The organism is Vibrio viridaestus (genome assembly GCF_003856525.1).
In the GTDB taxonomy this organism is placed as follows: Bacteria; Pseudomonadota; Gammaproteobacteria; order Enterobacterales; family Vibrionaceae; genus Vibrio; species Vibrio viridaestus.
Genome location: NZ_RJVQ01000001.1, coordinates 15915 through 41988 on the forward strand (window position 1 = coordinate 15915; position 26074 = coordinate 41988).

Below are 26074 nucleotides of genomic sequence, written 5' to 3' on the forward strand. Positions count from 1 at the left end.
TTATACCTCGTCATCTTTTCTGCTGAGTACGTATCTCGTGCTCCGTCCTCCAGCGGCTGTTTTGACTAGACAACCCAACTCAACTAAGCGAGACAAATGACGAGTTGCCGTTGGCTTACTAATCTTAGCGACCTTTTGATACTGGCTTGCGTTAATACCTGCTGCAAAATCTCCATCTAACATGCGATTGATGACTTTTTTTTGCTCTGTCGTCAGTCGTGTTTGATCGAAACGATTCCAATAATGCGTTTTAAAACTAAAGCGATCTATATCTCTTAGAACATCATCAAATGTATGATTGAGCGTACTTAAAAACCAAACAATCCATTCAGTTACATCCATGTCCCCTTTTTGTGTCTGCTCTAATATTTGATAGTACCCCTTTCGGTCATTAAGAATGGCAACTGACATAGCATAGAACCGGACCGATTGTTGCTCTGCTTGTGCCAAAGCAAGATCAGTTAACAGACGTGTAATGCGCCCATTACCATCATCAAGTGGATGTATGGTTACAAACCTTAGATGAACGAGAGCTGCTCGAATAAGTGGATCTAACGTAAGTTGTGTTCTGGAATGATTAAACCAACGAACAAATTGCTCCACTTCGCTGTGCAGCCTATTCTCGGGAGGTGCTTCAAAGTGGACTGTGGGCCGGTCGATACGACCAGAAACCACTTGCATCACGTCTTCTCCGCGCCATTTCCCGCCTTCAATATTACTTAGTAACGAGGCGCCCTCTGGAAACAGTTTTTCATGCCAATATAAAATCCGCTCTGATGTTAACTCAACATTGTAATTACTGACTGCATCGATCATGATCTCCGCTAGTCCGTCGGTCTGCTCTGTCGTGGGAAATGGGTTGGACTCAGATACACCGAGTCGACGTGCTAAAGAGGAACGTACAGAGAATGCATTCAATTTCTCTCCCTCTATCGCACTCGAATGCACGATATTCGCGAGTAGCGTATCCAACATCTTAGACTGGGTATCTTCGCCCTGAGCACCGATTTTACCGAGAAATACGCCTTGTTTTAATCGTGTTTTTCGCAGTAATTCAACTATCGCTTCTTCTTTCCAGGTAAAGTTAGGCCATTGTTGATGTTGCCATATCCACATATTATTTCCTTTGATTCGAATAGCGATCATATTCAAATCATAATATGATTCGAATAACATTTCCATTCAAATCATATAACGAGCCAAATGTACTGAATTTTTTGGCTCACTGAGGCTGTTTATAAGCGAAGAGTGTGGGTTTTATATAGACCTCCCAGTACGAGATATTCATTTTCACCAGCTAATGAGCCAGGTAAAAGGTCATCAAAACAGACAATTTTCCAGAGAGGCACCGATACTTCATACAGTTTAGATCCAAACAACATTGCGGTTTCAGGGTCAAACGTAAATGAGCTGATGTTACTCATTAGACTAATATTGGGGTGAGAATCAATTTCAGGTGAATTAATACACCCGCGATACAATGTCACATGGTCGCTATGCGGATACAAAAGCGAGAGTTCTAATTGGCAGTAACAATATAATAGGTCTAACTGGGCGAACAGTTCATTAGTATTATGAGTCGCTTTATGCCACTTTTGCCGATATGCCCAATACGTGTCACTATCAGAATCTGCCACTAGGCCAGAATGGTAATTAGTCTGTAATCCAAACCGCGACTCGACCCAGCCACGTAACGCTGCCCCCTGCTCGCTATTTGAATCAAATAACCACCCAAGGATAATTCGCTTATAGCTTAACTTGGACCTAAGGATACGGTGTTCTTCCCTATCGGCCTGTAAATTTGCCTTTAGCGAGAACCGATGCGACATAAATTCTGAAAAAAGATGGTAGCGTTCAGTTTTATTTGTCATACCTTTGAGGTCGGCGAATAATTGAGCGTACCAATTCGAAACGCCGTCTAGTTCAACAGGGATAGGATTAGACTGATAACTCAGGCTCGCAAACAAAGCAGACGGAATATTAATACGGTTTAACGATACAGTTAATCTTTTTAGATACTGCGCTTCTTCTTGCGTGATTTCATAGAGGGTAGTGTCGGACATCTTCGTTATATTCTTAGTAGCTACTGAGGCGACGTTTATATGAAACATCAAAAATTCTATCCGCAAGAAGCTGAATAGACTCATATTTATGTAGAGATTCTAACCAGCTTTTTTTAATCCCACTGACACCGTAGTACGAACCGGCTAGTTGACCCGCTATCGCTGCGGTGGTGTCGGCATCATCACCCAAATTAGCCGCACGTAAGACGCATTCCTCAAAAGTAGATGTGTTATAAAAGCACCACATTGCAGCTTCTAAACTTTCAACGACGTAGCCACTCCCTTTTATCTGGTCAATTTGTTTTTCTAGAAACATTCCCTGCCGCAAAAGCATTATCTCGTCAGTCTGGGGAATGAATTTACAATCGCTGGGATAAACCTTTCTTCCGCTATTGATCATTTCTACGATAATAGAAGACATAAGCTTGCATGCGTCTAGGCAAAGGTCAGAACCATGAGTTGTGCGAGAACTTTCTGCCGCGTATAAAACGGCCTCTTCCATAGAGTGCTGGTAATACATCGGTATTGGGGCGAGACGCATAATAGAACCATTACCGGAACTCCAGCGAGCTTTTGAGCCAGATAATGGATTACCATTTTTTTTGAAACGACCTAACGCGGATGAGACGGTAATACCAATATCGAAGCACGTACCAGTGCTACTTAAATAACCATAGTCCATCCAGTCGCAGTAACGTGTCATTTGATCAGATGGATCAAACCCACCAGCCTCAATAAGGCTATACCCTAAGCAAAGAGCCATTGAGGTATCGTCAGTCCAGTAGCCTTTTTTAAGCGCGAAATGTCCGCCACCAACCATATCATTGATTGGTTCAAATGAGCCCCTGGGTAAAAACTCCAATGTTGTTCCAACTGCATCACCTACAGCAAGTCCAATCAGTGCGCCTCTAGTTCGATCTTGTAGTCCCTTTATATCAAATTGCTCTGCATGCGTTCCCAATATGCCACTCCTTCGGAAAATAGGGATAAACAGAACAAGTCTATAAAGACAAGATTTGATATTCATTGACGCCACGCAGGTATAGCGTGACTAAAACCCTATGCAAACGTACTATGACTGTAATTAAAGGATTTTTTAAAGGGGACTGCGTGACCACGAATGATGGACTTCCTATGCCACAGAGGCTAGGTGCGATATTAACAATTGCACTGGGTATCACGATGGCTGTATTAGATGGAACAATTGCAAACGTCGCGCTCCCTAGTATCGCAACAGATTTAAACACGTCTGCTGGCGCATCAATCTGGATAGTTAATGGTTATCAACTTGTCATAACGATGACATTACTTTCATTATCATCGCTTGGTGATATCGTTGGATACCGACGAATTTATAAAATCGGACTCGCACTCTTCTCCATCATGTCGTTATTTTGTGCCCTATCCGATTCTCTGCTCACCCTCACCATCGCAAGAATTCTTCAGGGGTTCGGAGCCGCAGCGTTAATGAGTGTGAATACCGCTCTAATCAGACTTATTTACCCACGAGCAAGATTGGGACGTGGTCTCGCAATCAATGCGCTCGTTGTTGCTATATCTACTGCTGCCGGTCCGACTGTTGCGGCAGCAATACTCGCTGTTACATCATGGCAATGGCTGTTCGCAATCAATGTTCCGCTCGGTATCGCAGCGTTCATCATGGCGATGAAATATCTGCCACAAAATGAAATTAAGCAAAAGCAGCGCTTCGATGGTTTAAGTGCTTTACTCAATGCCATTACATTTGGGCTGTTCTTTATCGCCCTCACTAGTTTTTCACATAATGTTAATCCTTGGGTCGTCGCTATAGAACTGTTTGTGACATTAGTAATCGGATCGTACTTCGTTCGTCATCAACTTAAAAACCCGCTTCCGCTCTTACCAGTCGACTTATTACGAATTCCCATTTTCTCGCTTTCACTTTGCACATCTATCTGCTCATTCTGTGCTCAGATGCTTGCGATGGTGTCGATTCCTTTTTACTTTCAACGGACTTTGGGACTAAGTGAAACCGAGACGGGTTTACTTCTTACACCTTGGCCGCTCGCGACAATGGTTCTGGCACCCATTTCAGGACGACTAGTCGAGCGAATTCATGCTGGACTATTGGGCTCCGCGGGAATGGTTTTATTCTCAGCTGGCCTGTTTGCGCTTTCTCAACTCACACCAAATTCAGGATATATAACGATCACTATTTGGATGATTTTGTGCGGTGCCGGATTTGGGTTATTTCAATCACCAAATAACCTCACAATAATCAGTTCCGCACCGAAACATCGCAGTGGTGGCGCCAGTGGAATGCTTGGAACAGCGAGGCTCGTCGGTCAAACAACAGGGACAGCCATCGTCGCTTTATTGTTCAATATGTTTACCGAAAACGGCACTCATTATTCATTAGTTGTAGCCAGTCTATTCGCAATCATTGCTGCGGTGGTCAGCGGATTACGCTGGAAAACGAAATAGCAAAGACGTGTTATTAATAATTAATTTTAACTATGCCAATCATATTGTTAGTCGTCTTTTTATCACCACTAGCAAGCGTGACAGCGTCACCAGACCCTGCAATTTTTAGGATATCCCATGTCTGTAATTGATACGTCTTTTCTCTTAACACAAGGTCTACACTGGATTGGCCCGAAATAATATAAGTGACGTTACTATCAAGAACTAGATGCAGGTCATCAGCAGACTGTATTTCTAACCATTCAACCTGAGCCGAACACTGTGAAGGGTCATAAATAACATTGAAATCTGCGATAACTCCATCCAATAATTGACATTGAGTGTTCGCATCACCAGAGAAGGCAAAGGCATGAAATGGTAATAACGATCCGCTTTTCTGCCCATCGACATCAAGTATCATTCCCTTTCCTTGCAATACACTGATGATTCTTTGGTAGCATTCAAAGTAAGAAAAAGCCCCATCATGATCAACGGTTGCAATTGATAAACGCCACTTGAAACGCTCGCTGTTAAGTACATTTTTTCTGTCTATCTCAAGCGTAACACCCTTACCATTTTTCCAAGGTACTTCAGCAAACTGATTCCTTGGAATATACGTTATGTCTGACATATTCCCTGTCCTTTAATTTGATTGACACCATCTTAATCAACCCTCCCACAAATATATATACAATTATAGTTATCGCAAACACTATCGCCTCTACGTTGATAATCATTAATTAATTCACCAATTAATCCACGTACAAGAATAAGTTACACTATAAGTATGATAATAAACCGCAGGAAAATCAGATGAGCAAACACGTTGTTATTTTAATGCACGGTGTCGGTAGCAATGGCGCTGACATGGCAGAATTAGGTTCACTATGGCAACCGTTATTCCCTAATGTGCAGTTTATCTCTCCAAATGCACCGTATAAGGCAGACTTTGGCGATGGTTATCAATGGTTTAGTATTCAGGGAGTCACACCTGAGTCTCGACCTAAACGAATCGTCGATGCACGCTCCGCATGCGACGAATTGCTGAACGAAGTGTTCAAAGAGCATAAAATTGATCCTCAAGTAGATGATGTAATTTTGGTCGGCTTTTCTCAAGGATCTATAATGGCTATGGATATACTTAGTAGCGAGCGGTTCCCTGTTAAAGGTATTGTCGCATTTTCTGGTCGCCTGGCATCACCAGAGCCATATATCGCGAACAAAAGCGTCCCTGTCCTCTTGGTACATGGTAAACAAGATCCCGTTATACCTTGGTTCGAAAGTGAATCGGCGGCATCTAGATTAAACAGTCTCGGTCACGAAGTAGAAACATTTTTTGAAGAAAGTACTGTACATACAATCTCTATAGATGGAGCAAAAAAAGCAGCCGAATTTATGCTAAAACTTTTGAAGCTATAAGATAACAGTGCATAGAATACTATTTATTTTATTTTTGATAGCAGCTCTTTTATATCGTTGATACGCCCCCTAACCATCACCGAAGATTCAGGCGATGTTTGTTGAACGATGACAGATTCTAAAATAGCAATGGCACGATGCTTGTCGCCGGTTTCGACCAGGTAATCGGCGTAAAAATAGTTAGTTGTTAAGTTTTTTGAATCTAGATCGTAAGCCTTAGCTAGATATCGTCCTGCCTTCTTGTCATCACCAAAACTAATTGGCCAAGAAGGCACGCGATAATAGAGAGCACCTAACGTAACCAATGCTGCTCCTTTCAAAACATTAGGTGTATTTTGTACAATTGGCTCTAATCGGTCTTTGGCTTCGCGAGCAAGAGAAAGCCCTTTTGAGCCGCCATAGACGCCGGCTAATGATGCATAATTAACAGCTAGCATGACAGACATTTCGTCCGACATATTTTTGTTGCTTCTCGCGGATAAAAAGTCGATTTCATGTATAAAACATGCTTCCTGTGCAGGTTGGTTGGCCATCTCATATTGGCATTTTGCCCAGCGAATCTGCGCTTCATCAATAGCATTAATATTGTTCACTTCAGATGCATTACTGACCTGATATAACAATAAAATCAAGCATATGTTTAGTCCAATTTTCATACCAATACCAAACTAGAAAACAACAACAAGAGTCTGATATTGGTATGTTGCATTCTAATGAACAACCAACATGCTATTCCTATTTATTCACATTTTAACCATGCTAAAATTTGCTCTCGTTTCGGTACGCCTCCAGCATGTATAACTTCCTCATTCAGAACAACCGCTGGAGTTTTCATTACACCATAATTCATGATAGCTTCTGGGTCGGTTACTTTTTCAACCGATACGGAGATCTGAAATTCTTTGGCTATAGACTCAATTGATTTAGCGGTATTAACACAGTTACTGCATCCAGAGCCTAATACTTTAAACGTTTTCATAAATCCTCCTAAATAACAATTTGTAGAAAGTTAATCATCCAACCGATGATGTTAAAAGCGGTTAGAAGTAGACAAAATACAATGACAAGTAAACGCCACTCCATCACCTGTTTAAGCATGACAAATTCCGGAATACTGGCTGCTACCGTGCTCATACAAAAGGCCAAAGTGGTCCCAACGGGTAGACCATTTTTGATTAAGCTTTCCATAACAGGAATGACGCCAGTCGCATTTGAATAGAGAGGAATACCGATAAGGACAGACAGCGGAACAGTCCACCATTGACCATCGCCAAGGTTTTGGTTAATCCATCCATCAGGCACGAAACCATGTAAACCCGCGCCAATACCAACGCCGATGAAGACCCATAACCAAACACGCAAAAAAAGAGTTCGTACTTCATCTTTGGCAAATTGATGACGTTCTTTCAACGTAAGGTTAATTGGTTTGGTTGATACAATCGTTTGTTTTCTTTTGTTCCTCGCCTGTGTGATAAAAGGTTTCAACCAACGCTCTGCACGGAAATGATCGAGAAGCCAACCACTCAATACACCGATGCTCATTCCTAATACGATATAGAGCATTGTTAATTTCCAGCCGAGCAAACTAAAAAGCAATAAAACAGCGACTTCGTTAATTAATGGCGAGGTAATAAGAAATGCCATAGTGATACCCAGAGGGATGCCTGCGGTGGTGAACCCTAAAAACACCGGGATACTAGAACATGAGCAAAATGGTGTAATGGCACCAAAGAAGCTTGCCGAAAAGTAACCAAAAGCACGTCTGCGGCCAGCAAGATAATTACGCACACGTTCGACATCAAGTCCCGCTCTAATGAGCGCGATGAGATAAATCATAACAATGAGTAATACTAAGATTTTAGTGGTATCTTCAATAAAGAAATGCAGTGCTTGAGCGACCCTATCGTGTTCGTTCAGCCCAATGATCTGATACGTTATCCAGTCCGCCAAGTATGTGAAGACAGCTAACATCTCGATTTCATCCCCGTTTTAGCCTTATGTCTGTGAATAAGACGGACGAGCCATGAAAAGGATGCATTTTATTTAGACATTATTTGGTATCTGAATAAAAACAACATACGTGGTTATTTTCATCGAATTTAATGTGACACTGTGACTTTAGTATTAATTTTAACTGTTTCCGGGCTCTGAGCAAACGCGATTTAGTCGCCGATAGACTTAAAGAATGTAACTTGGCATAAGCTTTCTGTGGCATTCCTTCTATATCACACCGCTTGAGAATATCTTGGGCATTTGCATTCAGGTGTAACAATACGTTAGGCAAACATTGAGCCAAACTATCAATCGGTTCAACAACTTCCGCTGACATTTCAGTATTAAGGAAATCTTCCTCACACAGCTCACTCAGCTTTGCGCTTCTTCGCTGTTCATCAACCAACAAATGGTGTGCAACGGAGTATAACCACGCTCTTTGATTCCTCACGTTACAAAAGTCAGTTTGCAATTGAAGAGCACGTAAAAACGTTTCTTGTAACAGATCAAAGCTCATTACACCATCAGCCGTGCGACTGAGTAGCCAGTAATATAACTCTGACTCGTATTGGTGCCATGAGCTGAGAAGACAAGGAGGAGTCGTCATCGTGTAACCAATGAAATAAGTGAATCTAAAGAATACACAATCTCTAAACACATAGATTTGATACAGATCGCTGTAGAAACAGCATCGGGTCTGGTTACAAAATTTCTTGCCTGAACGCGTACTCTTCGATTTAATACTTCATGATTTCGTGTTGGAGAAATGAATGAAACTTCAGGCAATTACCTATTTTAATGAGCTCGTTCGTTCTCGCTCAATCAGGCAGGCATCGGAAACCTTGGGTGTATCGCCTACTGCCATTACACGCCAATTAGAAAACCTAGAACACTACTTCGGTGCCCCACTCGTTACCCGAGGCGCAAGAGGCATAATGCTGACTGCGGCTGGAGAGTTACTCGCAACTCGCTCTAAAAGTATGATGCGAGATTTAGAAAATGCGAGACAGGTAATAGATGATTTACGTGGTTTAAAACGAGGAAGCGTTTCTATCTACGTCAATGGCGCGGCGATCAATGCTATCTTAGCGCCTGCTTTATCTGAATTTCATTCACAGTATCCAGGTGTATCAATTGCCGTTACAGTTACGTCGGCTCAAGAAGCAATGAATGCGGTAATCAATGGGGATACAGATATGGCTGTTACTATGTTTTCACCTATCGATCCGCAAGTAGACGTGCGTTTCAAACTGCCAGTGCGTCATGAAGTGATCATCTCTGCAAATCATCCTTTAGCGAAATACGGTGAAGTTGCACTGGATACGATGCAACATTATCCCATTGCTATGCCAGACAAATCATTTGGGATTAGACGTAACTTTGAACAAAGACAGCGATCGGCTGGGTTGACTGCATTAGAGCCAGCCTTCACTACATCCTCGCTCGAATTACAAAAAGAATTGGCTCTTCGCGGAGCGGCGGTCTTAATACTTCCTGCGATGTCGGTCATTCGAGAACTGCGTTCAGGGGAATTAGTGGTACGTCCATTTATTAAGGCATCTGAAATTAAGACTGATTTACAGTTGGGTCGAGCAACAACGAGAGCCCCCAGTTTCGCTGCAACAAAGCTTGCAGAATTCTTGGAAGAGTTTCTACCGGCGCAAGCAAAATCTTTGCAACATGAGATTTATTGAATTTCGTTATATAATCTGTGCTTACATTAATATTTTCGTACAAAAACCAACTAGCCCTACGTTTTGAGTGCAACGGTTTTTAGTGCACTGTGCTCTATTAATTATCATTGCAATAACACTATAACTTCAGGCAAGGTAGTAACATAGCGATTAAAAAGGATTTTACCGCATTGAAAAGAGGTCACCGACTTATGAAACAACACTTACGCACCATTTTAGTCACAACGTCAGTTGTGGGGTGTCTGTTTGCTGTCAACGCATACGCTCAGCCAAGAACGGACTTAGTTTTGGGTATGAGCATGGAGCCATCTGGACTCGATCCTACCACCGCAGCACCTGTAGCGATCGGCCAGGTAGTTTGGCAGAACGTTTTCGAGGGTTTAGTAACAATTGATAAAGACGGTAAGGTAAAGCCAGAGCTGGCAAAAAGCTGGACCATTTCAGACGATGGACTCATTTATACCTTCACTTTACGTGATGATGTTTCTTTCCAAAATGGAAAACCATTCAATTCGGCTACCGCTAAATATACTCTCGACCGTATTCTAGCATCAGATTCGGTGAATCCCCAAAAAGCACTTTATAAATCAATAAAGTCTGTAGAAGCACCCAGCGATGACACACTGGTCGTCACTCTGAACAAACCTTCATCAGATTTACTCTATCGCTTAGGTTATCCCGCCGCTGTCATGGTAGAGCCATCCAGCGAAAAAACCAATGCAACTCAACCAGTTGGCACAGGTCCTTTTGAATTCAGCAACTGGAAACGTGGTAATGAAGTTACCTTAACCAAGTATTCGGGATACTGGGGCTCAAATGCGAAATTAGACAAAGTAACGTTTCGTTTTATCACGGATCCTCAAGCGCAGGCTGCCGCGCTTAACTCCGGTGGTATTGATGCAATCCCAGAATTTAACGCTCCTGAGCTAGTACAACAATTCAAACAAAATAGCAGTTTTGAAACAGTTATCGGCACAACTAGCATGGAAGTGGTTGCCGGAATCAATAACGCTAAAAAGCCCTTCAATGACGAACGTGTTAGACAGGCGCTAATGTTAGCAACCGACCGACAAGCCATTATCGATGCAACTAATGAAGGCCTCGGAACACCGATTGGCAGTCATTATTCACCTTCGGATGCCGGATATGAAGATTTAACGCACGTGTGGTCGTATGATCCAACGAAAGCGAAGCAACTTTTAGCACAAGCTGGCTATCCGAACGGTTTTACTTTCACTATGAAAGTTCCCACTCGTACTTATGCTGAGCGCGCAGCAGAAATCATGCAAGCTTACTTCTCTATGGTCGGTGTCACGATGAAAATAGAGTCTTCAGAATTCCCAGCAAAATGGGTAAAAGACGTATTCAAAGACACCAATTACGATATGACCATAATTGGTCATGCAGAACCTTTAGATATTGGTATCTACTCTCGCCATCCATATTACTTCAACTACCAAAGTGCTGATTTTGACAAAACGATGGCGAATATTGCTGACGCAACATCAGAACAGCAGCGCCTAGACGGGTATAAACATGCGCAAGAAATATTGGCTCATGACGTACCCGCCTTGTTTCTCTACGCTGCGCCTAAAATTGGTATCTGGAAAAAAGGTCTTAGTGGTATGTGGTCGAATGAACCGATACCGTCAAACGATATTACAGAAGCCTATTGGACTGAATAATCCTGACAATCTAGGTTAAATCAAGGATACGTTTTGATTAAGCACTTAACTAAGTCATTAGTAGGGTTAATTGTAACCCTACTCGTGGTCTCCTTTGTCATCTTTTTAATTATGGATGCAGTCCCGGGAGACCCGGCAGAAATTATACTTGGAATGTCAGCCGCTCCAGATACTTTGGAGTCATTACGCAACCAACTTGGTTTAAACCTACCCTTTATGACGCGTTATGCGCATTGGTTGCTTGGTTTGTTACAGGGTGACTTAGGTAATTCTTATACCTATTCTACTTCCGTAGCACAGTTAATCGGAGAACGGTTGACCGTGACATTACCCCTTACAGGTTTAGCTATTTTACTTTCGGTGATGATTTCTCTGCCACTTGGAACATTTGCCGCATCCAAACCTAACGGTATAGTTGATATCATTGCATCCTTCTTTTCTCAATTAGGTATTGCTGTACCTAATTTTTGGATTGGGCTTCTGCTTATTATGGGCATTGCGCTCACGTTTGGCTGGTTTCCATCTGGCGGTTTTCCCGGCTGGGATGCGGGATTTTGGGCTGGAATTAACGCACTTTGCTTACCAGCAATAGCATTAGCTATTCCACAAGCCGCAGTATTAACCAGAGTCACAAGAGCTTCCGTTATAGAAATAACAAACGATGATTTTGTCCGTACTGCGAGAGCTAAGGGCGCCTCTTTAAACCGCGTCTTATGGCGTCATATTATGCCAAATGCATTAATCCCAATAATTACGATGCTGGGCATGCAAATATCTGTTCTTATTGCCGGAGCGGTACTGGTTGAAAATGTCTTTAATTTACCAGGCGTCGGTACACTTGCGTACCAGGCACTGGCACAACGCGACCTTATTGTTATTCAAAACGTCGTTCTATTTTTTGCAGCAATCGTTATGGTCGTCAATTTTATCGTCGACGCGTTATATACCGTGCTTGATCCCCGATTGAGGAGCAGATAATGAAACAGATTTCAGCATCATTGCTTATCGGCGGAATTATTACATTCGCTTTAGTCTTTTGTGCCATCTTAAGTCAGTTTTGGACCCCCGCTGATCCGACGGCAATTAATATTCTAAATCGTTTAAAAGGCCCGGGAAGCGGTGGTATTTTAGGTGCCGATCAATTTGGTCGTGACGAATTATCTATGATCATGTCTGGAGCATGGGTGTCACTTGGCATTGCCTTTTCATCCATCTTTATCGGTGGTCTCATAGGAACGGCACTCGGAGTGACTGCAGCAAGCAAACGCGGTCCATTTGAGTCAATTGTCATGCGGGTAAATGACATTCTGTTTGCCTTTCCACCCGTTTTGTCTGCCATATTACTAGCCGCTATTTTAGGCGGTGGTCCCATCACTACGATTGTTGCCATAGCTGTATTTATGATTCCGGTTTTCACGCGAATTACACGAGGTGCTGCCCTACAAATCTGGGCAAGAGATTATATTCTTGCGGCACAAATGGCAGGTAAAAATAATACGAGAATTACGATTGAGCACGTGCTACCCAATATTGCGTCTCAAATCATTGTTCAGATAGCAATTCAAACCGGTTTGGGGATATTAACTGAAGCTGGTCTATCATTCCTAGGCTTGGGCGTTGCCCCTCCTACACCAAGTTGGGGTCGAATGTTAGCCGATGCACAAACGTATCTTACTCAGGCTCCGCACCTAGTGGTAGTACCTGGCCTCACTATCTGTATTGCAGTTTTAGGACTTAATTTGTTGGGTGATGGATTAAGAGATCTAACGGATCCTAGACGGAGACAGCTCACATGATGTTTGAAATTAAAGACCTAACAGTCTCATTCACAAACCAGAGCGGTGCATCAACTGAAGTGGTTCATGGAATTAACCTATCGTTAGACAAAGGTGAAACACTTGGAATCGTTGGTGAAAGTGGGTCCGGCAAATCAGTGCTTTCTCTCGCCTCAATGGGTTTACTACCCAAAACAGCGAGCGCTTCAGGTCAGATTCTCTTCAACGGTGAAAATATTTTGGCGATGAAAGAAAAGCAGTTGTGTAAAATTCGGGGTTCACGGATTGGCATGATATTCCAAGAGCCAATGACGGCATTGAATCCAGCAATGAAAGTCGGTTCACAAATCGCTGAAGGTTTACGTTTACACCAAAAACTAAGCAAGAAAGAAGCCTTGCAAGAAGCATTGAAGCTTATGGAACTCGTACAGATACCAGATGCTTTAAATAAAATGAATGCCTACCCTCATGAGCTATCTGGCGGACAAAGACAACGTGTCGGCATCGCTATCGCTATTGCGTTAAAGCCAGATCTTCTTATTGCTGATGAACCCACTACAGCTCTTGATGTCACTGTGCAAGCAGAAATACTCGATATCCTCGATTCTCTTGTGACCCGACTAGGTATCAGTCTTATTCTTATCTCGCATGATTTAGGCGTAATAGCCCGCATCGCTGATCGTACTCTGGTGATGTATCGTGGAGATGAAATGGAACAAGGTGAAACCGAACAAGTCTTGCGAAACCCTAAGCACCAATATACGCATAAATTACTCTCTGCCCTACCTCGGCGTACACGTAACGGTTTGACCATGGACAGTGTTCATTTGGAGGGAGCATCTTGAGTAAGAATATTTTAGAAATTGTCGGGCTTTCACGCGAGTTTGGTCATGGCGATAAAAAAGTCAAAGCTGTCGATAATGTGTCACTCAATCTTGAGCGAGGAAAAATCCTCGGTATTGTTGGTGAAAGTGGCTCTGGAAAATCAACTTTGGCCCGTATAGTCATGGCACTGGATAAGCCAACTGACGGGAATGTCATCTTTAACAATAAAGATATTTTTGCTCAAACATCGGCAAATCTGCGCAAACTTCGTGCGCATTTTCAAATGATATTTCAAGATCCCTATGGCTCCCTAAACCCAAGACATAAAGTCCTACGTATCATCTCAGAACCTTTGCATTTAGAAAAAGATAAACCCAGAGGTGAAGAACTACGTAAACGAATTGGGGATCTACTCGAACAGGTCGGTTTACAAGCATCCGATATGGATAAGTATCCCCATGAATTTTCCGGTGGACAGCGCCAGCGTATCGCCATTGCCCGAGCGCTGATAACCAAACCGCAGCTCATTGTCGCTGATGAGGCTACTTCTGCGCTCGATTTAACGGTTCAAGCTCAAATTCTCAGCCTAATAAAGGAAATGCGTGATATTCATGGAATTTCCATTCTGTTTATAACTCACAACATTGGTGTTGTAGATGAGATTTGTGACAGTGTAGCAGTAATGCAATCAGGAAAGCTCGTCGAGTCAGGCTCAGTTCGACAAGTACTAGATAACCCTAAACAAGACTATACCAAACGGTTGTTATCAGCCGAACCCACACTCAATGAGATTGGACGAAAAAACCATCAGGCAGCTTCAAGTCACCTGATTTGATGGCTGCGCCCAACCGTCGATGAGTTTCTTTTGAACTAAAATGGATTTTAACTATGAGTGATTATAATCATCTAAATACTCGGGCGCTCGTCAGTGCGTTTTCGAACGGAGAAATTAGCCCTCTTGACTATATGACGTGGCTGCTAGACAGAATAGAACGGGTTGAGCCTAAAGTATGTGCGTTATACGCATTTCATCCTGAAGAAGCATTGAATCAAGCTAAAGCGTCGACAAGCCGTTGGCATAAAAAACAGCCCATGGGACCACTTGACGGAGTGCCAGTCACAGTAAAAGAACTGATTGCAACTAAAGGTGACCCAGTGCCTATGGGAACTGCAGCAACAGAGAAGACGCCATCAAGTTACGATGCACCAACATCTGCACGATTAAAAGAAGATGGTGCAATCATTTTTGCCAAAACGACATGTCCTGATTACGGAATGCTTTCTTCGGGGTTGTCTACATTTCATCATTTAAGCCGTAATCCCTGGGATTTATCGCAAAATCCAGGAGGCTCATCGGCTGGTGCCGCCGCAGCAGGAGCAGCCGGTTTTGGCACATTGCACATAGGCACAGATATTGGGGGCTCTGTCAGGTTACCAGCTGGTTGGACGGGCTTGTTCGGATTTAAGCCAACGTTAGGACGGATACCAATCTATCCCTATTACACCGGACGTTGTGCTGGCCCAATGACGAAAACGGTCGATGACGCTGTGATGGTGATGCCCACAATCACGAAACCCGACTGGCGTGATACAACGTCTGTAAAACATGAATCTCTTGACTGGAATGTGCCTGTTGCTGATGTTAAAGGAATGAAAATCGGACTGATGCTCGACGCAGGTTGTGGTATAGAGGCAGAACCAGAAGTCAAAGCAGCCGTAATTAAAGCAGCACAAAAGTTTACCGCCCATGGAGCTGAAATCATTGAGATAAAGCCTGTTTTAACGCGCGAATGGCTCGATGGGCTCGATGTGTTTTGGCGTGCACGATTTTGGGGTAATATTCGTGAACTTAGCGCAGCCAAGCGTCAATCTATTCTTCCTTATATTTACGAATGGGCAAAGTCTGGTGGTGATGCAGACCCTGTCGATGTTGTGAAAGGTTTCGACGCAACAATGTCGATGAGAGATGCTTGCGCGGAAGTCTTTAATCAAGTTGATGCCGTTTTATCGCCAGTCAATCCAAATGTATCCTATCCGGCAGAATGGCCTTCTCCGACCAATGATCCACACAAGCCGTTTGAACATATTGCTTTCACTGTTCCCTGGAACATGGGAGAACAACCTGCTGCATCGATTAACTGTGGTTTCTCAAACTCAGGAATGCCAATAGGTTTACAAATTGTAGCGCCTAGATTTGACGATTTAAAAGTTATCGCTTTAGCCAAAGCGTACGAACTGTGGCGAGGCGAAATTACCAGCTGGCCAACGTTCTCGTAAGCATAATTGAAAACCGAAATATTCGCCGTATTTCGGTTTTTCTAGAATTTCAATCCTATCGCAATATTGCATTCGCTAAAGACTGAATACATTGATCATATTTTTCTGCGGCACTTCGGATACAGTAAAGTTTTGTGATACGCTCCGTCTCATTGGTATGCTCTATACGCTGCAATACGCCTTCATCCAATAAATGCTTAATCTCGGTCTCGGGCAACCAACCTATTCCTAATTGATTCACTACCGCCTCTATCGCCGAGTTTACGGATGTAAAATACCAACTTTCCCCATAGTGATTTTCATTATGCTCAATCGTCTGATTTTCTTTGTCGACAATCTGGATCGTTGGATAGCGATACAGTCGGCTGGTACGTTTTGATTCATCAATCTGCATAATTTCGTGACTACTATGAGCGACTAAAATAAATGTCAGCGATGCGGTCAGTGTTTTAGGGTGTTTGTAGTCATCAGGAACACTAACAACATACAGGTCACCGATACCCTTATCGATTTGCAATACACCTTCGTCACGCACAATTTCCTTCACATGCACCTGAGTATAGGGGTGATCGTTATTAAACTCTTTCAATGCATTAAACAGCCTACTTTTAGGAAAAAGGCTATCGATCACTAAGCTAATTGAGTGCCGAGAGTTATCCGTTAAAGCTTGAGCCTGCTGTTCTAAGTCCTGCCATTCTCTTAAAAGAAGAGAAGCCTGCTCGAGTAGCTTAGAGCCTATTGTGGTTAAGACAAGGTTACGCCCTTTTAATTCGAGTAGCTTGACGCCTAGTCTCTCTTGTAACTGGTTAATTTGATAGCTTACAGAAGGTTGGCTACGACAATGCTTCTCTGCTGCCTTCGCAATACTTCCTGTCTCTATAATGGACTCCAAAAGCATCCATTGCTCTAACGTTGTTGAAAACATATAAAAATTCTTGAGGTTTATTATTCAAAAATAGCGTTATTACATAAAATTATTTTTGATTATAGTATTTCTAACGAATAAAAACGACTATAAAAGAGAGGAATTATGTTTAATAAATCAGACCTTTCCGGCCTTCTTGGCAAACATCTTGTTTATACTTACGACAACGGATGGAATTACGAAATATACGTTAAAAACGCTGAAACTATGGATTACCGGATCCATAGTGGTATCGTCGGTAACCGCTGGGTAAAAGACCAAAAGATTTTCTTGGTTAGAGTCGCATCCGATATCTACAAAATCTCATGGACAGAACCAACAGGCACAGACGTGAGCCTTATAGTGAATCTCGCAGACAAAGTCTTCCATGGTACGATTTTCTTTCCTCGCTGGATAATCAACGATCCGAAAAAAACCGTCTGCTTTCAAAACGACTTTATTCCTCAGATGCAAGCATACCGAGATGCTGGTCCAGCTTATCCAACCGAAGTGATCGATGAGTTTGCTACCATTACCTTTGTCAGAGACTGTGGTCAAAACGATGAAACGGTAATTAATTGTGCAGCGAGTGAGTTACCTAAAGATTTCCCAAAAAATCTGCAGTGATATTTCTTTTGAGCCCTTACAGAAGGGCTCTTTAGTCCCTACGCCAGTCATATACTATTTGATCACTTTTTCCACGAAAAAAGTTACTGTGCAACTGCATAAACTGATCTTTTTTTAGCAACGCTAAATCCCACTCACCTGGGACAAAATCTATCTTTTTATCCGCAATATTGATAACAAAAGGCTGTGCTTTTTTCCAAGCATATCTAAACGACAGCTTGTGCCCATTCGCATCACAGTGAAATTGAATATATCGTAAACTGGGCTTATTTATTTGCGCGGGATATATTTTGTCTTTGTCACAATCCGCTTGGATACTAATAAAGACATCAAAATGATTATTCAATGTCGTACTGACGTACAGCGCCGTATTACTGTTACGATTGACTTGTCTCAATACCAGTTGGTGAGTATCGGCAGTACGAGAGATTTGGAAGCGACTATCAGAGAACCCTGACTGCTTTGATTTCCACGTCATATCCATAGGCAAATAATGCAAGTCGGCATAATAGCCGTACACTTTGTATCCTAAGATAGCAATAAGACACAGACTAAACAGCAGTATCACCTTTTTCACTATTGATGTGCTCCGATTAAATCGTATTGATAAACACCAGATTACAAGGTGAAACTTAAGAACCCCTTAATATTGGGCCTTAGAGTAATGGTCGTATCAACAAATCCAACTTAGGATGAACCACTTTCCGTTTAACCGTGACCGAGTAGAAGTTCTCATAAACGTTAGGGAGTTGCATATAACTCTTCAATATCCCATGGTCTAACTCATCTTTAACTACAACTTCAGGCATAACAGCCAATGCTCCAGTGTCTCGAGTAAGTAGACGGAGCATTGCCATATCATCAGACTCAGCAATAATGTCGGGATGAAGTTGATACTGCGCAGCATAAGCATCAAAGGCGGCTCTTAACGGGTTTTCTCCATAAGGCAATACCCACTTCCTCTCTTGATAACTACTTCCGAGTTTACTGTCTAAATCCAGTCCAGGGGGACCAATAATTGCGACCGCTTGTCTGGCAAGAACGCGCGTCTGCCAATGTTGCTTGTTAGACCCACGCACCGCTATGTTCGTGAGCGCCATATCTAGTTGTAATTCACTCAACGCATTCAATAATCCTGTCTGACTCATCGACTGTAAGGTATAGCGACAATCGTTCTGATTTATCAATGGTTGGATAAATTGTTCAATAAAGTTGCGCGAAATGGTTGAAAGTATTCCAATTCTTAGTGTTGCACCGGGCAATGCTTTACCGCTTGTTAGAAGCGTTTCGAGCTCTTCACCGTTCTTAAAAATTTCATCAGCATAACTCAAAGCATGATAGCCACTTTCCGTCAAAATGAGTGAACGGCCCTGCCTCATAAATAACTGAACATCCAATGATTGTTCTAATTGCTTTATCTGTGCCGACAATGCTGATTGAGAAATATGCAGTCTCTGCGCTGTCTGTGTAAGGTTGCCCTGTTTGGCTACTTGCCAGAAATAATACAGGTGGTGGTAATTAAGTCTGCCCATGATTCTCTAAAAGTGAACGATTACTAAAGAATTATATATTTTACTTAACGAATTAAGAATTTCAAAATACACACAAGATTTGATGTGTGAGATTTGTCATGTTTTCAGTGTTTTTAGTTACACCCCTCAAACTCATGTTACTGGGTTTGATCGCGATTTTGGGTTTTACGATATTACGTTATAGCTGGGTCGCATTTAGTGGCGAAGCGGACCGTTCTCGGTTTATCCGTTCGTTACTCATGACCATATCAGCAGTTGTGGTCGTGATCGTCAGTAACCATCTGTTGGTATTCTGGGCCGCTTGGGTTAGCGTCAGCCTCTGTCTTCACCGCCTTATTCTATTTTATCCCAACAGGGCACGAGCTCAATTGGCCGCGCATAAGAAATTCTTACTCGCACGTTTCAGTGAACTGCTTCTCGCAGGTGCTTTTGTCGCTCTTTATAGCCAATTTAATACACCTTATATCAGCGATATTACTGCGCAAGCGGCTCTGCTTAGCCATGGGACAATTAATTTAACCATCGCAGCCGTGCTGCTCGCTCTAGTTGCTCTAATCAAGTGTGCTCAATTACCAATGCACGGCTGGTTAATACAAGTCGTCGAGGCACCAACTCCAGTTTCAGCATTGTTACACGCTGGTATTGTGAATTTAGGCGGCATTTTGTTGCTTTTCTTCGCACCTGTCCTGGCTTTGTGCAGCCTAGCATGCTGGTTAGTGATAGTTCTTGCGGGTGTGAGTACGATCATCGCTGGGCTAGTGAGTACGACAAGAATTAGCGTCAAAGTAAAATTAGCTTGGTCTACAAGCTCACAAATGGGTTTGATGTTAGTGGAAATCGCGCTGGGGCTTTATGAAATGGCCCTCCTACATCTTTTTGCCCACTCATTTTATAAAGCGTACTCGTTCCTAAATAGTGGCAATACTGTAAACCACTATCTGGCAGCGAAGCTGGCTGGTGAGGTGAAACCTAAAGTTGGGCATTGGACAGCGTCCTTGGTCCTTTCGTGTTTATTACTCGCGATTGCACAATGGCAATTTGCCGTCATGACGAGCGCTGCAGCAACCATGCTTGTGCTCTTTGCTCTTGCTGCACTGATTCTACCAAGTCTGACTCGATTCGATAGAGCGTTTGTACCGCGCGTCATCATTACTCTGCTGTTTGCGGCAGGGTTACTTACACTATATACGACAGCCAAACACCACCTTGCGGTACTTGTAGGGCTGGATACGCCACTCAATATATATGCTGACATTTTCGTCGCCTTATTATTCGCATCCTTGTTCAGTCTTTCAATTGCACTGCAATACTGGCCTCACATTCGTTGGGTGAAACGACTGTTTATATGGCTAAACGCGGGAGCTTATTTGGATGAATGGGCTACACGTTTAACACTGAAATGGTGGCCAAGCGAATCACTAATCAAATTACAACACGAACAATGGCAAGAAAAACCAGAGGCAAAATAATGATTCAAGAAAAAATAGCGCTTCCATACGCACAACTTGCACAACGTGTCTCATCAACTATCGCCCCTGCGTGGCCGCTGGATCAATCGGTTGCAGTTAACCCATGGTGGCCTCTACGCCATGAAAGAGTACAAAAAGCGCTTGCTGAGCAAGCAGTAATAACTGGCGAAACAGGTTTGATGAATAAGGACTATTATCGCCAGCTTTGGAAAAAACAAATTCAGCCTATCCACTTAGCTCAGGCTGTCGAATTGTCCGGGACGAAACTAACGCCTAAACAGCTAGAAGAAGATATCGATAAGGACTCGTCACTCAGCGTTCGTTGGAAAACGCTGGCGATGTTGATGGATGAAGAGATTCCATCAGCACAAGGACATAGTTGGGCTCAAGAAATCGTACAACAAGTCAGTCAGTTTATTGCTTTATATCACCAATATCCTGAGCGCTTTGATTCGAATGAAAAAAATGGAGAGCATCTTTATCAAAGTTGGCTAGAAGTTGTTAGTCGTGACAAAGGGATCAAAACACTATTAGGCGTGAATCTTCTTAGCTACTTTTCAGCACTTCCCGCTACAATATCGGATTTGTTCGAACTGGCGGGTAACCAGTGGCAAGATGTGTGGGTTGACGAAGATGGCACATATGCCTTTATGCGCGCATCACTCCACCAACTATCGGGTTGGGCTGGTTGGCAATCGTGGCTAGATTGGCAAGCGGGTTTAAAACAACAAGATACGGTTGTACCACACACACTGGGTCTAACGGCAATACTTCTCGCCTGGGATACTGTTTTAATGCAATGGCTTCTCAAGAAACGTCCTGAAACAGCGTTAAATATACGCCATGTAATTCGTAATCAAGCATCGAATATCACTCAGATGTACTATATGGCAGAAAAGCAGTCAGAACCGTTATGGATTTGGCAACGCGCTTTAGAGCTCAGCATACAGACATCGTGGATCGAACAAGTTAAAGCGGTAAGTAAACCCGACCAACTTACTCGTCCGGACACGCAAGCGATCTTTTGTATCGATGTTCGATCAGAACCTATGCGCCGAGCATTAGAGACCAAAGTGAAAGGTATCGAAACATTGGGCTTTGCGGGTTTCTTTGGTATTCCGATTGCCTATCAAACACGTGATGGAAGTATTTTAAGACCTCAGCTACCAGGACTTTTAGCACCTAATTTAGTCGCTCAACAGACAAAAATGCAACCAGAGCGTTGGCTGCGTTTAACCCAGTTAGGATGGCAAAATAGCCTTGAAAAACCTTCCTCAAACCTCGGTATGGTTGAAGCTGGTGGCTTATTAAAACTAGTCAGCCTCTTCAAACGTGTCGTACTTCAACATGGAACAGAGAATCCGGTTAACCGTGATGCTCGTCCGAATGATCAATGGGAATTGAAACAGAATCAAATCGCATTATCCGTCGAGCAAAAAGCAGAGTTAGGTGCTGGTATTCTCAAAGCAATGGGAATTAGCCAACGCTTGGCTAAGAACATTCTTCTCACCGGACATGGTAGTCAAACATGTAATAACCACACATCATCTAGCCTCGATTGTGGTGCCTGCGGAGGTCAAACAGGAGAAGTCAATGTTAAAGTCTTAGCACATCTTTTAAATGACGTGGATGTTCGGAAGGCGATGAAACTGTTTGATGTTACCGTGCCTGACGATACCCACTTCTATGCGGCGATTCACAATACCACGACCGATGATATTACTGTATTCGATGCACCAGCGGACGCTATTTGGCTTGCGGAAATCAATGAAGCATCAAACCTTGCACGTAATAACCGTGCTAAGCAATTTGATACTCAAGAAGCACCCACTCAAAATGAAGTGAACCGTTTCTTTAAACAAAGAGCGACTAACTGGGCACAAATGAGGCCTGAATGGGGCTTATGTAACAACGCAGGCGTATTTATTGCTCCAAGAACGCTAACAAAAGATATCGATTTCTCCGGCCGTGCCTTTTTGCATGAATATCATGTAAGCCAAGATCCTGAGTTCACGCAGCTAGAACGAATCATGACAGCACCATTGCTGGTTATGAACTGGATAAATTTACAGTATTATGCATCGGTCACAATTCCCGAGAAATATGGTAGTGGCAATAAACTACTGCATAACGTTGTAGGTGGACACATTGGTGTTTTTGAAGGCAACGGGGGTGACTTGCGTATTGGGCTGTCGACTCAATCGGTTCATGATGGAAAACAGTATCGTCATCAACCAGTAAGATTAAGCACCTTTATTCAGGCGCCGAAGGAAGCAATCGAAGCAATCATGGCTCGTCATAGCGATGTGTCATCGCTTATCGATAATAATTGGCTCTTCTTATATCAAATCGATGAGAATAACCAAGTTTGGCAATACCACAAGAAACACTGGATACAGAAGTAGTACCGGAGATAATTTGTTGAAAACACTAGTTCTGAGTAGCAATACTCAAGATACTCAAGCCGCTGCTGAGTTACTCAGTAGCGGCAAACTTGTCGCAGTTCCAACGGAAACAGTATATGGCCTGGCAGCAGACGCAACTCAACCGGATGCTGTTAAACGTATCTTTGCGGCGAAAGGCCGACCCGCTAATCACCCACTTATCGTTCATATAGGGGATATCTCTCAACTTGCTGATTGGGCAACCGATATTCCAGACATTGCTTATAATCTTGCGGCGACGTTTTGGCCTGGTCCTCTGACATTCTTACTGAGAAAAGCACCACATGTTTCCCCAGTAGTAACTGGTGGACTCGATACGATCGCTATACGCATGCCCTCTCACCCGGTAATACTCCAGTTGCTTGAACAACATAAATTAGCGGTTGCTGCGCCATCAGCCAATCCCTATAAGCAATTGAGTCCGACTAACGTAAATCAGGTCTTAAAAGGGCTAGATGGAAAAATAGACGCAGTTATTGACGGTGGCGACTGCCTGTTTGGACTTGAGTCGACAATATTGGACCTAACATCCGATGACATTAATATTCTCCGCGCCGGCCCAATTACTGCTCGTCAAATCAGTAACATCATTCAGATGCCAGTCGGATACCCTGAACATCACGACGTATCGGTGCCAGGAAACGTTGGAAGCCACTACCAACCTAAAACACTTCTTCGTTTGGTTGAGAATATCAGTGACTCACTGCTTAAACGAGATACAGGACGAAGATTAGTTGTACTTCATACTTCGGAAATCAGCGTTGTTGATGGAGTGTCTTCTATACCAATGCCCCATGATGCAAACCAATTCGGCGCAAAACTGTATCGATATCTAGCAGAAGCAGACAAGCTCAACGCAGATGAAATATGGCTAGAAACGCCACCGAAAGGAGAAGATTGGAATGCTGTTAATGACCGAATCAGTCGGGCAGCACTACCAATATAATAATAGAGCCCCAATAATAATAGAGCCCCAATAATAATAGAGCCCCAAAGGGGCTCTTAACTTATTAAATAATAACGCGTTTCTTACTACTTTTATCAAACAAGAGTGCTTTATCTTGCTGGCAGTTAATATAAATTGTGTCGCCAACGTCCGCCCCACAACGCTCGGTACTAAAAATCGTAACGTATTGGTCTCCAATTTTTCCATGGATTAACTCAGAAATACCTGTGGGCTCGATTAAACTAACTTTTACCGGTATTGAATACGGCTCGTCCTTTTCACAGATAACCATATTCTCTGGTCTAATCCCTATTTCCACATTACCGTACTGATTTATCGTGATATCACTCTGAGGAATTGGAATTAATGACGTTTCATTAATACAAAAGCAAACGTGTTGATCGTGATAAACGAGCTCACCGTCCAGAAAGTTCATTGACGGCGAACCAATAAAAGAAGCTACAAATTTATTAACCGGATTGTCATATAATTCAAGTGGAGTCCCAACCTGTTGAATTAAACCATGATTGAGCACAACAATTTTATCTGCAAGCGTCATAGCTTCAACCTGATCATGAGTGACATATACGATTGTATTACCAAGTCGCTTATGAAGGTTTTTAATTTCGACGCGCATTTTCCCACGTAGCTGAGCGTCTAAATTAGATAGTGGCTCATCGAACAAAAATATTTTCGAATCACGGACGATAGCTCGCCCCATCGCGACACGCTGACGTTGACCACCTGATAATTCCTTTGGCTTCCTATCCAGAAGATGCGTTAAATTGAGTATATCAGCGGCTTCATTTACTGCTTTTTCAATCTGGTCTTTGGGTAACTTTCGTACCTCTAGGCTAAAGCCCATGTTACGAGCTACCGAAAGGTGGGGATACAATGCGTAGCTTTGAAAAACCATCGAAATGTCGCGGTCTTTGGGTGCGATATCATTCATGATCTTCCCGCCAATCTCAATGTTTCCATCGGTGACATCTTCAAGACCAGCAATTGAGCGCAGTAATGTTGATTTCCCACATCCAGATGGTCCAACCAAGACAACGAATTCACCCTCTTCTATGTTGAGGTTAATATTTCTCAATACTTCCACATCGCCGTAGCGTTTTTCTACCTGTTTTAAATCTATCCGTGACATATCGCTATCCTTTTACGGCTCCGGCTGTTAGTCCCTGAACGAGATATTTTTGGATAACAGCAAAAAATAAACACGCGGGAATTAATGCCATGACCGCAGCGGCCATCATATCGCCCCATGAAACTGCAAATTTTGATACGAAACTGAGCAACCCAACAGGGAATGTCATGACTTCGTTTTTATTAATCAGCATCAATGAAAATAGAAGTTCGCTCCATGCAGCGGTAAACACAAATCCGAGCGTCGCTGCCATTCCAGGTAGCGTTAGTGGAACGAGTATCTTGTAAAATCCCTGAAAACGAGTGCACCCTTCTAACATGGCCGACTCTTCTAAATCTTTCGGTATAGAATCAAAAAAAGATTGCATCACGAACGTTGCAAATGGCACGTTAAAAGCCGAATAAATAATTACTAATCCCGTGAGACTGTTCGTTAGTCCCAGTGGCGCTAAGATCTTATAAATCGGAGGTAGTACCATTAGTACTGGGAACATTTGACTGAAAAGTAACAACGTAACTACGATAACTTTCCCACGAAATTCAAATCTGGAAAATGCATATCCGGCTAACGCTGCTATAACGGTCGTGACAAGAGCTGTACCTAATGAGACTAAAACACTATTTTTGAAAAATGTAGGAAAATCAGTGTCTTTTAATACATTTTTAAAATGTTCAAACGTAATACCGCTTGGCCATAATCTTACACCTTCACTGTAAAGTAACTGATCTGGCGTTACGGATATTTTTAGTAACCAATATATTGGAAATAGTGCGAAGAACAGATACGCGATAATTGCAGTACGATGCCCTATTACTCTGAGTAGCATGTCA

Annotated in this window: 26 protein-coding genes; 13 read left to right on the plus strand and 13 right to left on the minus strand. The window is 42.8% G+C overall.

What is annotated here, in order from left to right; genetic code table 11:
* The 3 genes from EES38_RS00090 to EES38_RS00100 all read right to left on the minus strand — a co-directional run bounded on the left by EES38_RS00090 (position 1) and on the right by EES38_RS00100 (position 3024).
* Entirely contained in the window at positions 1–1116 is a 1116-nt protein-coding gene (locus tag EES38_RS00090) for a Fic family protein (protein WP_124935138.1), read from the minus strand.
* A gap of 119 nt (positions 1117–1235) precedes the next feature.
* A complete protein-coding gene (locus EES38_RS00095) occupies positions 1236–2063 on the minus strand; it encodes an NAD(+)--dinitrogen-reductase ADP-D-ribosyltransferase (RefSeq protein ID WP_166434176.1) in 828 nt (275 codons plus the stop codon).
* 13 nt (positions 2064–2076) lie between these two features.
* Entirely contained in the window at positions 2077–3024 is a 948-nt protein-coding gene (locus EES38_RS00100; RefSeq protein WP_208020376.1) for an ADP-ribosylglycohydrolase family protein, read from the minus strand.
* Between the two features lie 149 nt (positions 3025–3173).
* On the opposite strand from EES38_RS00100, the gene EES38_RS00105 reads away from it, so the two are divergent.
* Positions 3174–4526 carry an MFS transporter gene (locus EES38_RS00105; protein WP_243694120.1) on the plus strand — a complete coding sequence of 451 codons (1353 nt, stop codon included), beginning with the start codon at positions 3174–3176 and terminating at the stop codon, positions 4524–4526.
* A gap of 13 nt (positions 4527–4539) precedes the next feature.
* On the opposite strand, the gene EES38_RS00110 is transcribed toward EES38_RS00105, so the two are convergent.
* Positions 4540–5136, minus strand: a complete 597-nt coding sequence (locus EES38_RS00110; RefSeq protein WP_124935141.1) for a HutD/Ves family protein — start codon at positions 5134–5136, stop codon at positions 4540–4542.
* Between the two features lie 182 nt (positions 5137–5318).
* On the opposite strand from EES38_RS00110, the gene EES38_RS00115 reads away from it, so the two are divergent.
* Positions 5319–5924, plus strand: coding sequence for an alpha/beta hydrolase (locus tag EES38_RS00115; RefSeq protein ID WP_124935142.1), 606 nt, complete (start codon positions 5319–5321; stop codon positions 5922–5924).
* 23 nt (positions 5925–5947) lie between these two features.
* Here EES38_RS00115 and EES38_RS00120 read toward each other — a convergent pair whose 3' ends face one another.
* From EES38_RS00120 to EES38_RS00135, 4 genes are all read right to left on the minus strand, one after another.
* Positions 5948–6580, minus strand: a complete 633-nt coding sequence (locus EES38_RS00120) for a tetratricopeptide repeat protein (protein ID WP_124935143.1) — start codon at positions 6578–6580, stop codon at positions 5948–5950.
* An 83-nt stretch (positions 6581–6663) separates the two neighbouring features.
* Positions 6664–6903 (minus strand): thioredoxin family protein, encoded by a 240-nt coding sequence (locus tag EES38_RS00125; RefSeq protein ID WP_124935144.1) that lies wholly within the window; start codon positions 6901–6903, stop codon positions 6664–6666.
* Positions 6904–6911: 8 nt separating this feature from the next.
* Positions 6912–7895: a permease gene (locus EES38_RS00130; RefSeq protein WP_124935145.1), complete on the minus strand. Its 984-nt coding sequence runs from the start codon at positions 7893–7895 to the stop codon at positions 6912–6914.
* A 79-nt stretch (positions 7896–7974) separates the two neighbouring features.
* Positions 7975–8523 carry a sigma-70 family RNA polymerase sigma factor gene (locus tag EES38_RS00135; RefSeq protein ID WP_124935146.1) on the minus strand — a complete coding sequence of 183 codons (549 nt, stop codon included), beginning with the start codon at positions 8521–8523 and terminating at the stop codon, positions 7975–7977.
* A 163-nt stretch (positions 8524–8686) separates the two neighbouring features.
* Between EES38_RS00135 and EES38_RS00140 the strand changes: the two genes are divergently transcribed.
* The 7 genes from EES38_RS00140 to EES38_RS00170 all read left to right on the plus strand — a co-directional run bounded on the left by EES38_RS00140 (position 8687) and on the right by EES38_RS00170 (position 16172).
* The gene (locus tag EES38_RS00140) at positions 8687–9610 is read left to right on the plus strand and encodes a LysR family transcriptional regulator (RefSeq protein WP_124935147.1); all 924 of its coding nucleotides are present in this window, start codon (positions 8687–8689) and stop codon (positions 9608–9610) included.
* Between the two features lie 191 nt (positions 9611–9801).
* Positions 9802–11295, plus strand: a complete 1494-nt coding sequence (locus tag EES38_RS00145; protein ID WP_124935148.1) for an ABC transporter substrate-binding protein — start codon at positions 9802–9804, stop codon at positions 11293–11295.
* 33 nt (positions 11296–11328) lie between these two features.
* Positions 11329–12273, plus strand: a complete 945-nt coding sequence (locus EES38_RS00150; RefSeq protein ID WP_166434177.1) for an ABC transporter permease — start codon at positions 11329–11331, stop codon at positions 12271–12273.
* A complete protein-coding gene (locus EES38_RS00155; RefSeq protein WP_124935149.1) occupies positions 12273–13091 on the plus strand; it encodes an ABC transporter permease in 819 nt (272 codons plus the stop codon). The genes EES38_RS00150 and EES38_RS00155 overlap by 1 nt, the downstream gene beginning before the upstream one ends.
* Complete coding sequence (locus tag EES38_RS00160; protein ID WP_124935150.1) at positions 13088–13915, plus strand: ABC transporter ATP-binding protein; 828 nt, start codon at positions 13088–13090, stop codon at positions 13913–13915. Before EES38_RS00155 ends, EES38_RS00160 begins: the two co-directional genes overlap by 4 nt.
* Positions 13912–14730: an ABC transporter ATP-binding protein gene (locus EES38_RS00165; RefSeq protein WP_124935151.1), complete on the plus strand. Its 819-nt coding sequence runs from the start codon at positions 13912–13914 to the stop codon at positions 14728–14730. The genes EES38_RS00160 and EES38_RS00165 overlap by 4 nt, the downstream gene beginning before the upstream one ends.
* Before the next feature lie 53 nt (positions 14731–14783).
* Positions 14784–16172: an amidase gene (locus tag EES38_RS00170; RefSeq protein WP_124935152.1), complete on the plus strand. Its 1389-nt coding sequence runs from the start codon at positions 14784–14786 to the stop codon at positions 16170–16172.
* A 55-nt stretch (positions 16173–16227) separates the two neighbouring features.
* On the opposite strand, the gene EES38_RS00175 is transcribed toward EES38_RS00170, so the two are convergent.
* Complete coding sequence (locus EES38_RS00175; RefSeq protein ID WP_124935153.1) at positions 16228–17097, minus strand: LysR family transcriptional regulator; 870 nt, start codon at positions 17095–17097, stop codon at positions 16228–16230.
* 102 nt (positions 17098–17199) lie between these two features.
* On the opposite strand from EES38_RS00175, the gene EES38_RS00180 reads away from it, so the two are divergent.
* Positions 17200–17703: a phenolic acid decarboxylase gene (locus tag EES38_RS00180; RefSeq protein WP_208020393.1), complete on the plus strand. Its 504-nt coding sequence runs from the start codon at positions 17200–17202 to the stop codon at positions 17701–17703.
* A 31-nt stretch (positions 17704–17734) separates the two neighbouring features.
* Here EES38_RS00180 and EES38_RS00185 read toward each other — a convergent pair whose 3' ends face one another.
* Both EES38_RS00185 and EES38_RS00190 read right to left on the minus strand, forming a co-directional pair.
* Positions 17735–18280, minus strand: coding sequence for a hypothetical protein (locus EES38_RS00185; RefSeq protein WP_124935155.1), 546 nt, complete (start codon positions 18278–18280; stop codon positions 17735–17737).
* Positions 18281–18359: 79 nt separating this feature from the next.
* A complete protein-coding gene (locus tag EES38_RS00190; protein ID WP_124935156.1) occupies positions 18360–19235 on the minus strand; it encodes a LysR family transcriptional regulator in 876 nt (291 codons plus the stop codon).
* Positions 19236–19333: 98 nt separating this feature from the next.
* On the opposite strand from EES38_RS00190, the gene EES38_RS00195 reads away from it, so the two are divergent.
* The 3 genes from EES38_RS00195 to EES38_RS00205 are packed head-to-tail and all read left to right on the plus strand — an operon-like array spanning position 19334 to position 24094.
* Positions 19334–20704, plus strand: a complete 1371-nt coding sequence (locus EES38_RS00195; protein WP_124935157.1) for an NADH-quinone oxidoreductase subunit L — start codon at positions 19334–19336, stop codon at positions 20702–20704.
* Entirely contained in the window at positions 20704–23109 is a 2406-nt protein-coding gene (locus EES38_RS00200) for a DUF2309 domain-containing protein (RefSeq protein ID WP_166434178.1), read from the plus strand. The genes EES38_RS00195 and EES38_RS00200 overlap by 1 nt, the downstream gene beginning before the upstream one ends.
* A gap of 16 nt (positions 23110–23125) precedes the next feature.
* Positions 23126–24094: an L-threonylcarbamoyladenylate synthase gene (locus tag EES38_RS00205; protein WP_439333231.1), complete on the plus strand. Its 969-nt coding sequence runs from the start codon at positions 23126–23128 to the stop codon at positions 24092–24094.
* A 64-nt stretch (positions 24095–24158) separates the two neighbouring features.
* Here EES38_RS00205 and EES38_RS00210 read toward each other — a convergent pair whose 3' ends face one another.
* Positions 24159–25244 (minus strand): ABC transporter ATP-binding protein, encoded by a 1086-nt coding sequence (locus tag EES38_RS00210; protein WP_124935160.1) that lies wholly within the window; start codon positions 25242–25244, stop codon positions 24159–24161.
* A 4-nt stretch (positions 25245–25248) separates the two neighbouring features.
* Entirely contained in the window at positions 25249–26070 is an 822-nt protein-coding gene (locus tag EES38_RS00215) for a carbohydrate ABC transporter permease (protein WP_124935161.1), read from the minus strand.
* Between the last annotated feature and the right edge of the window lie 4 nt (positions 26071–26074).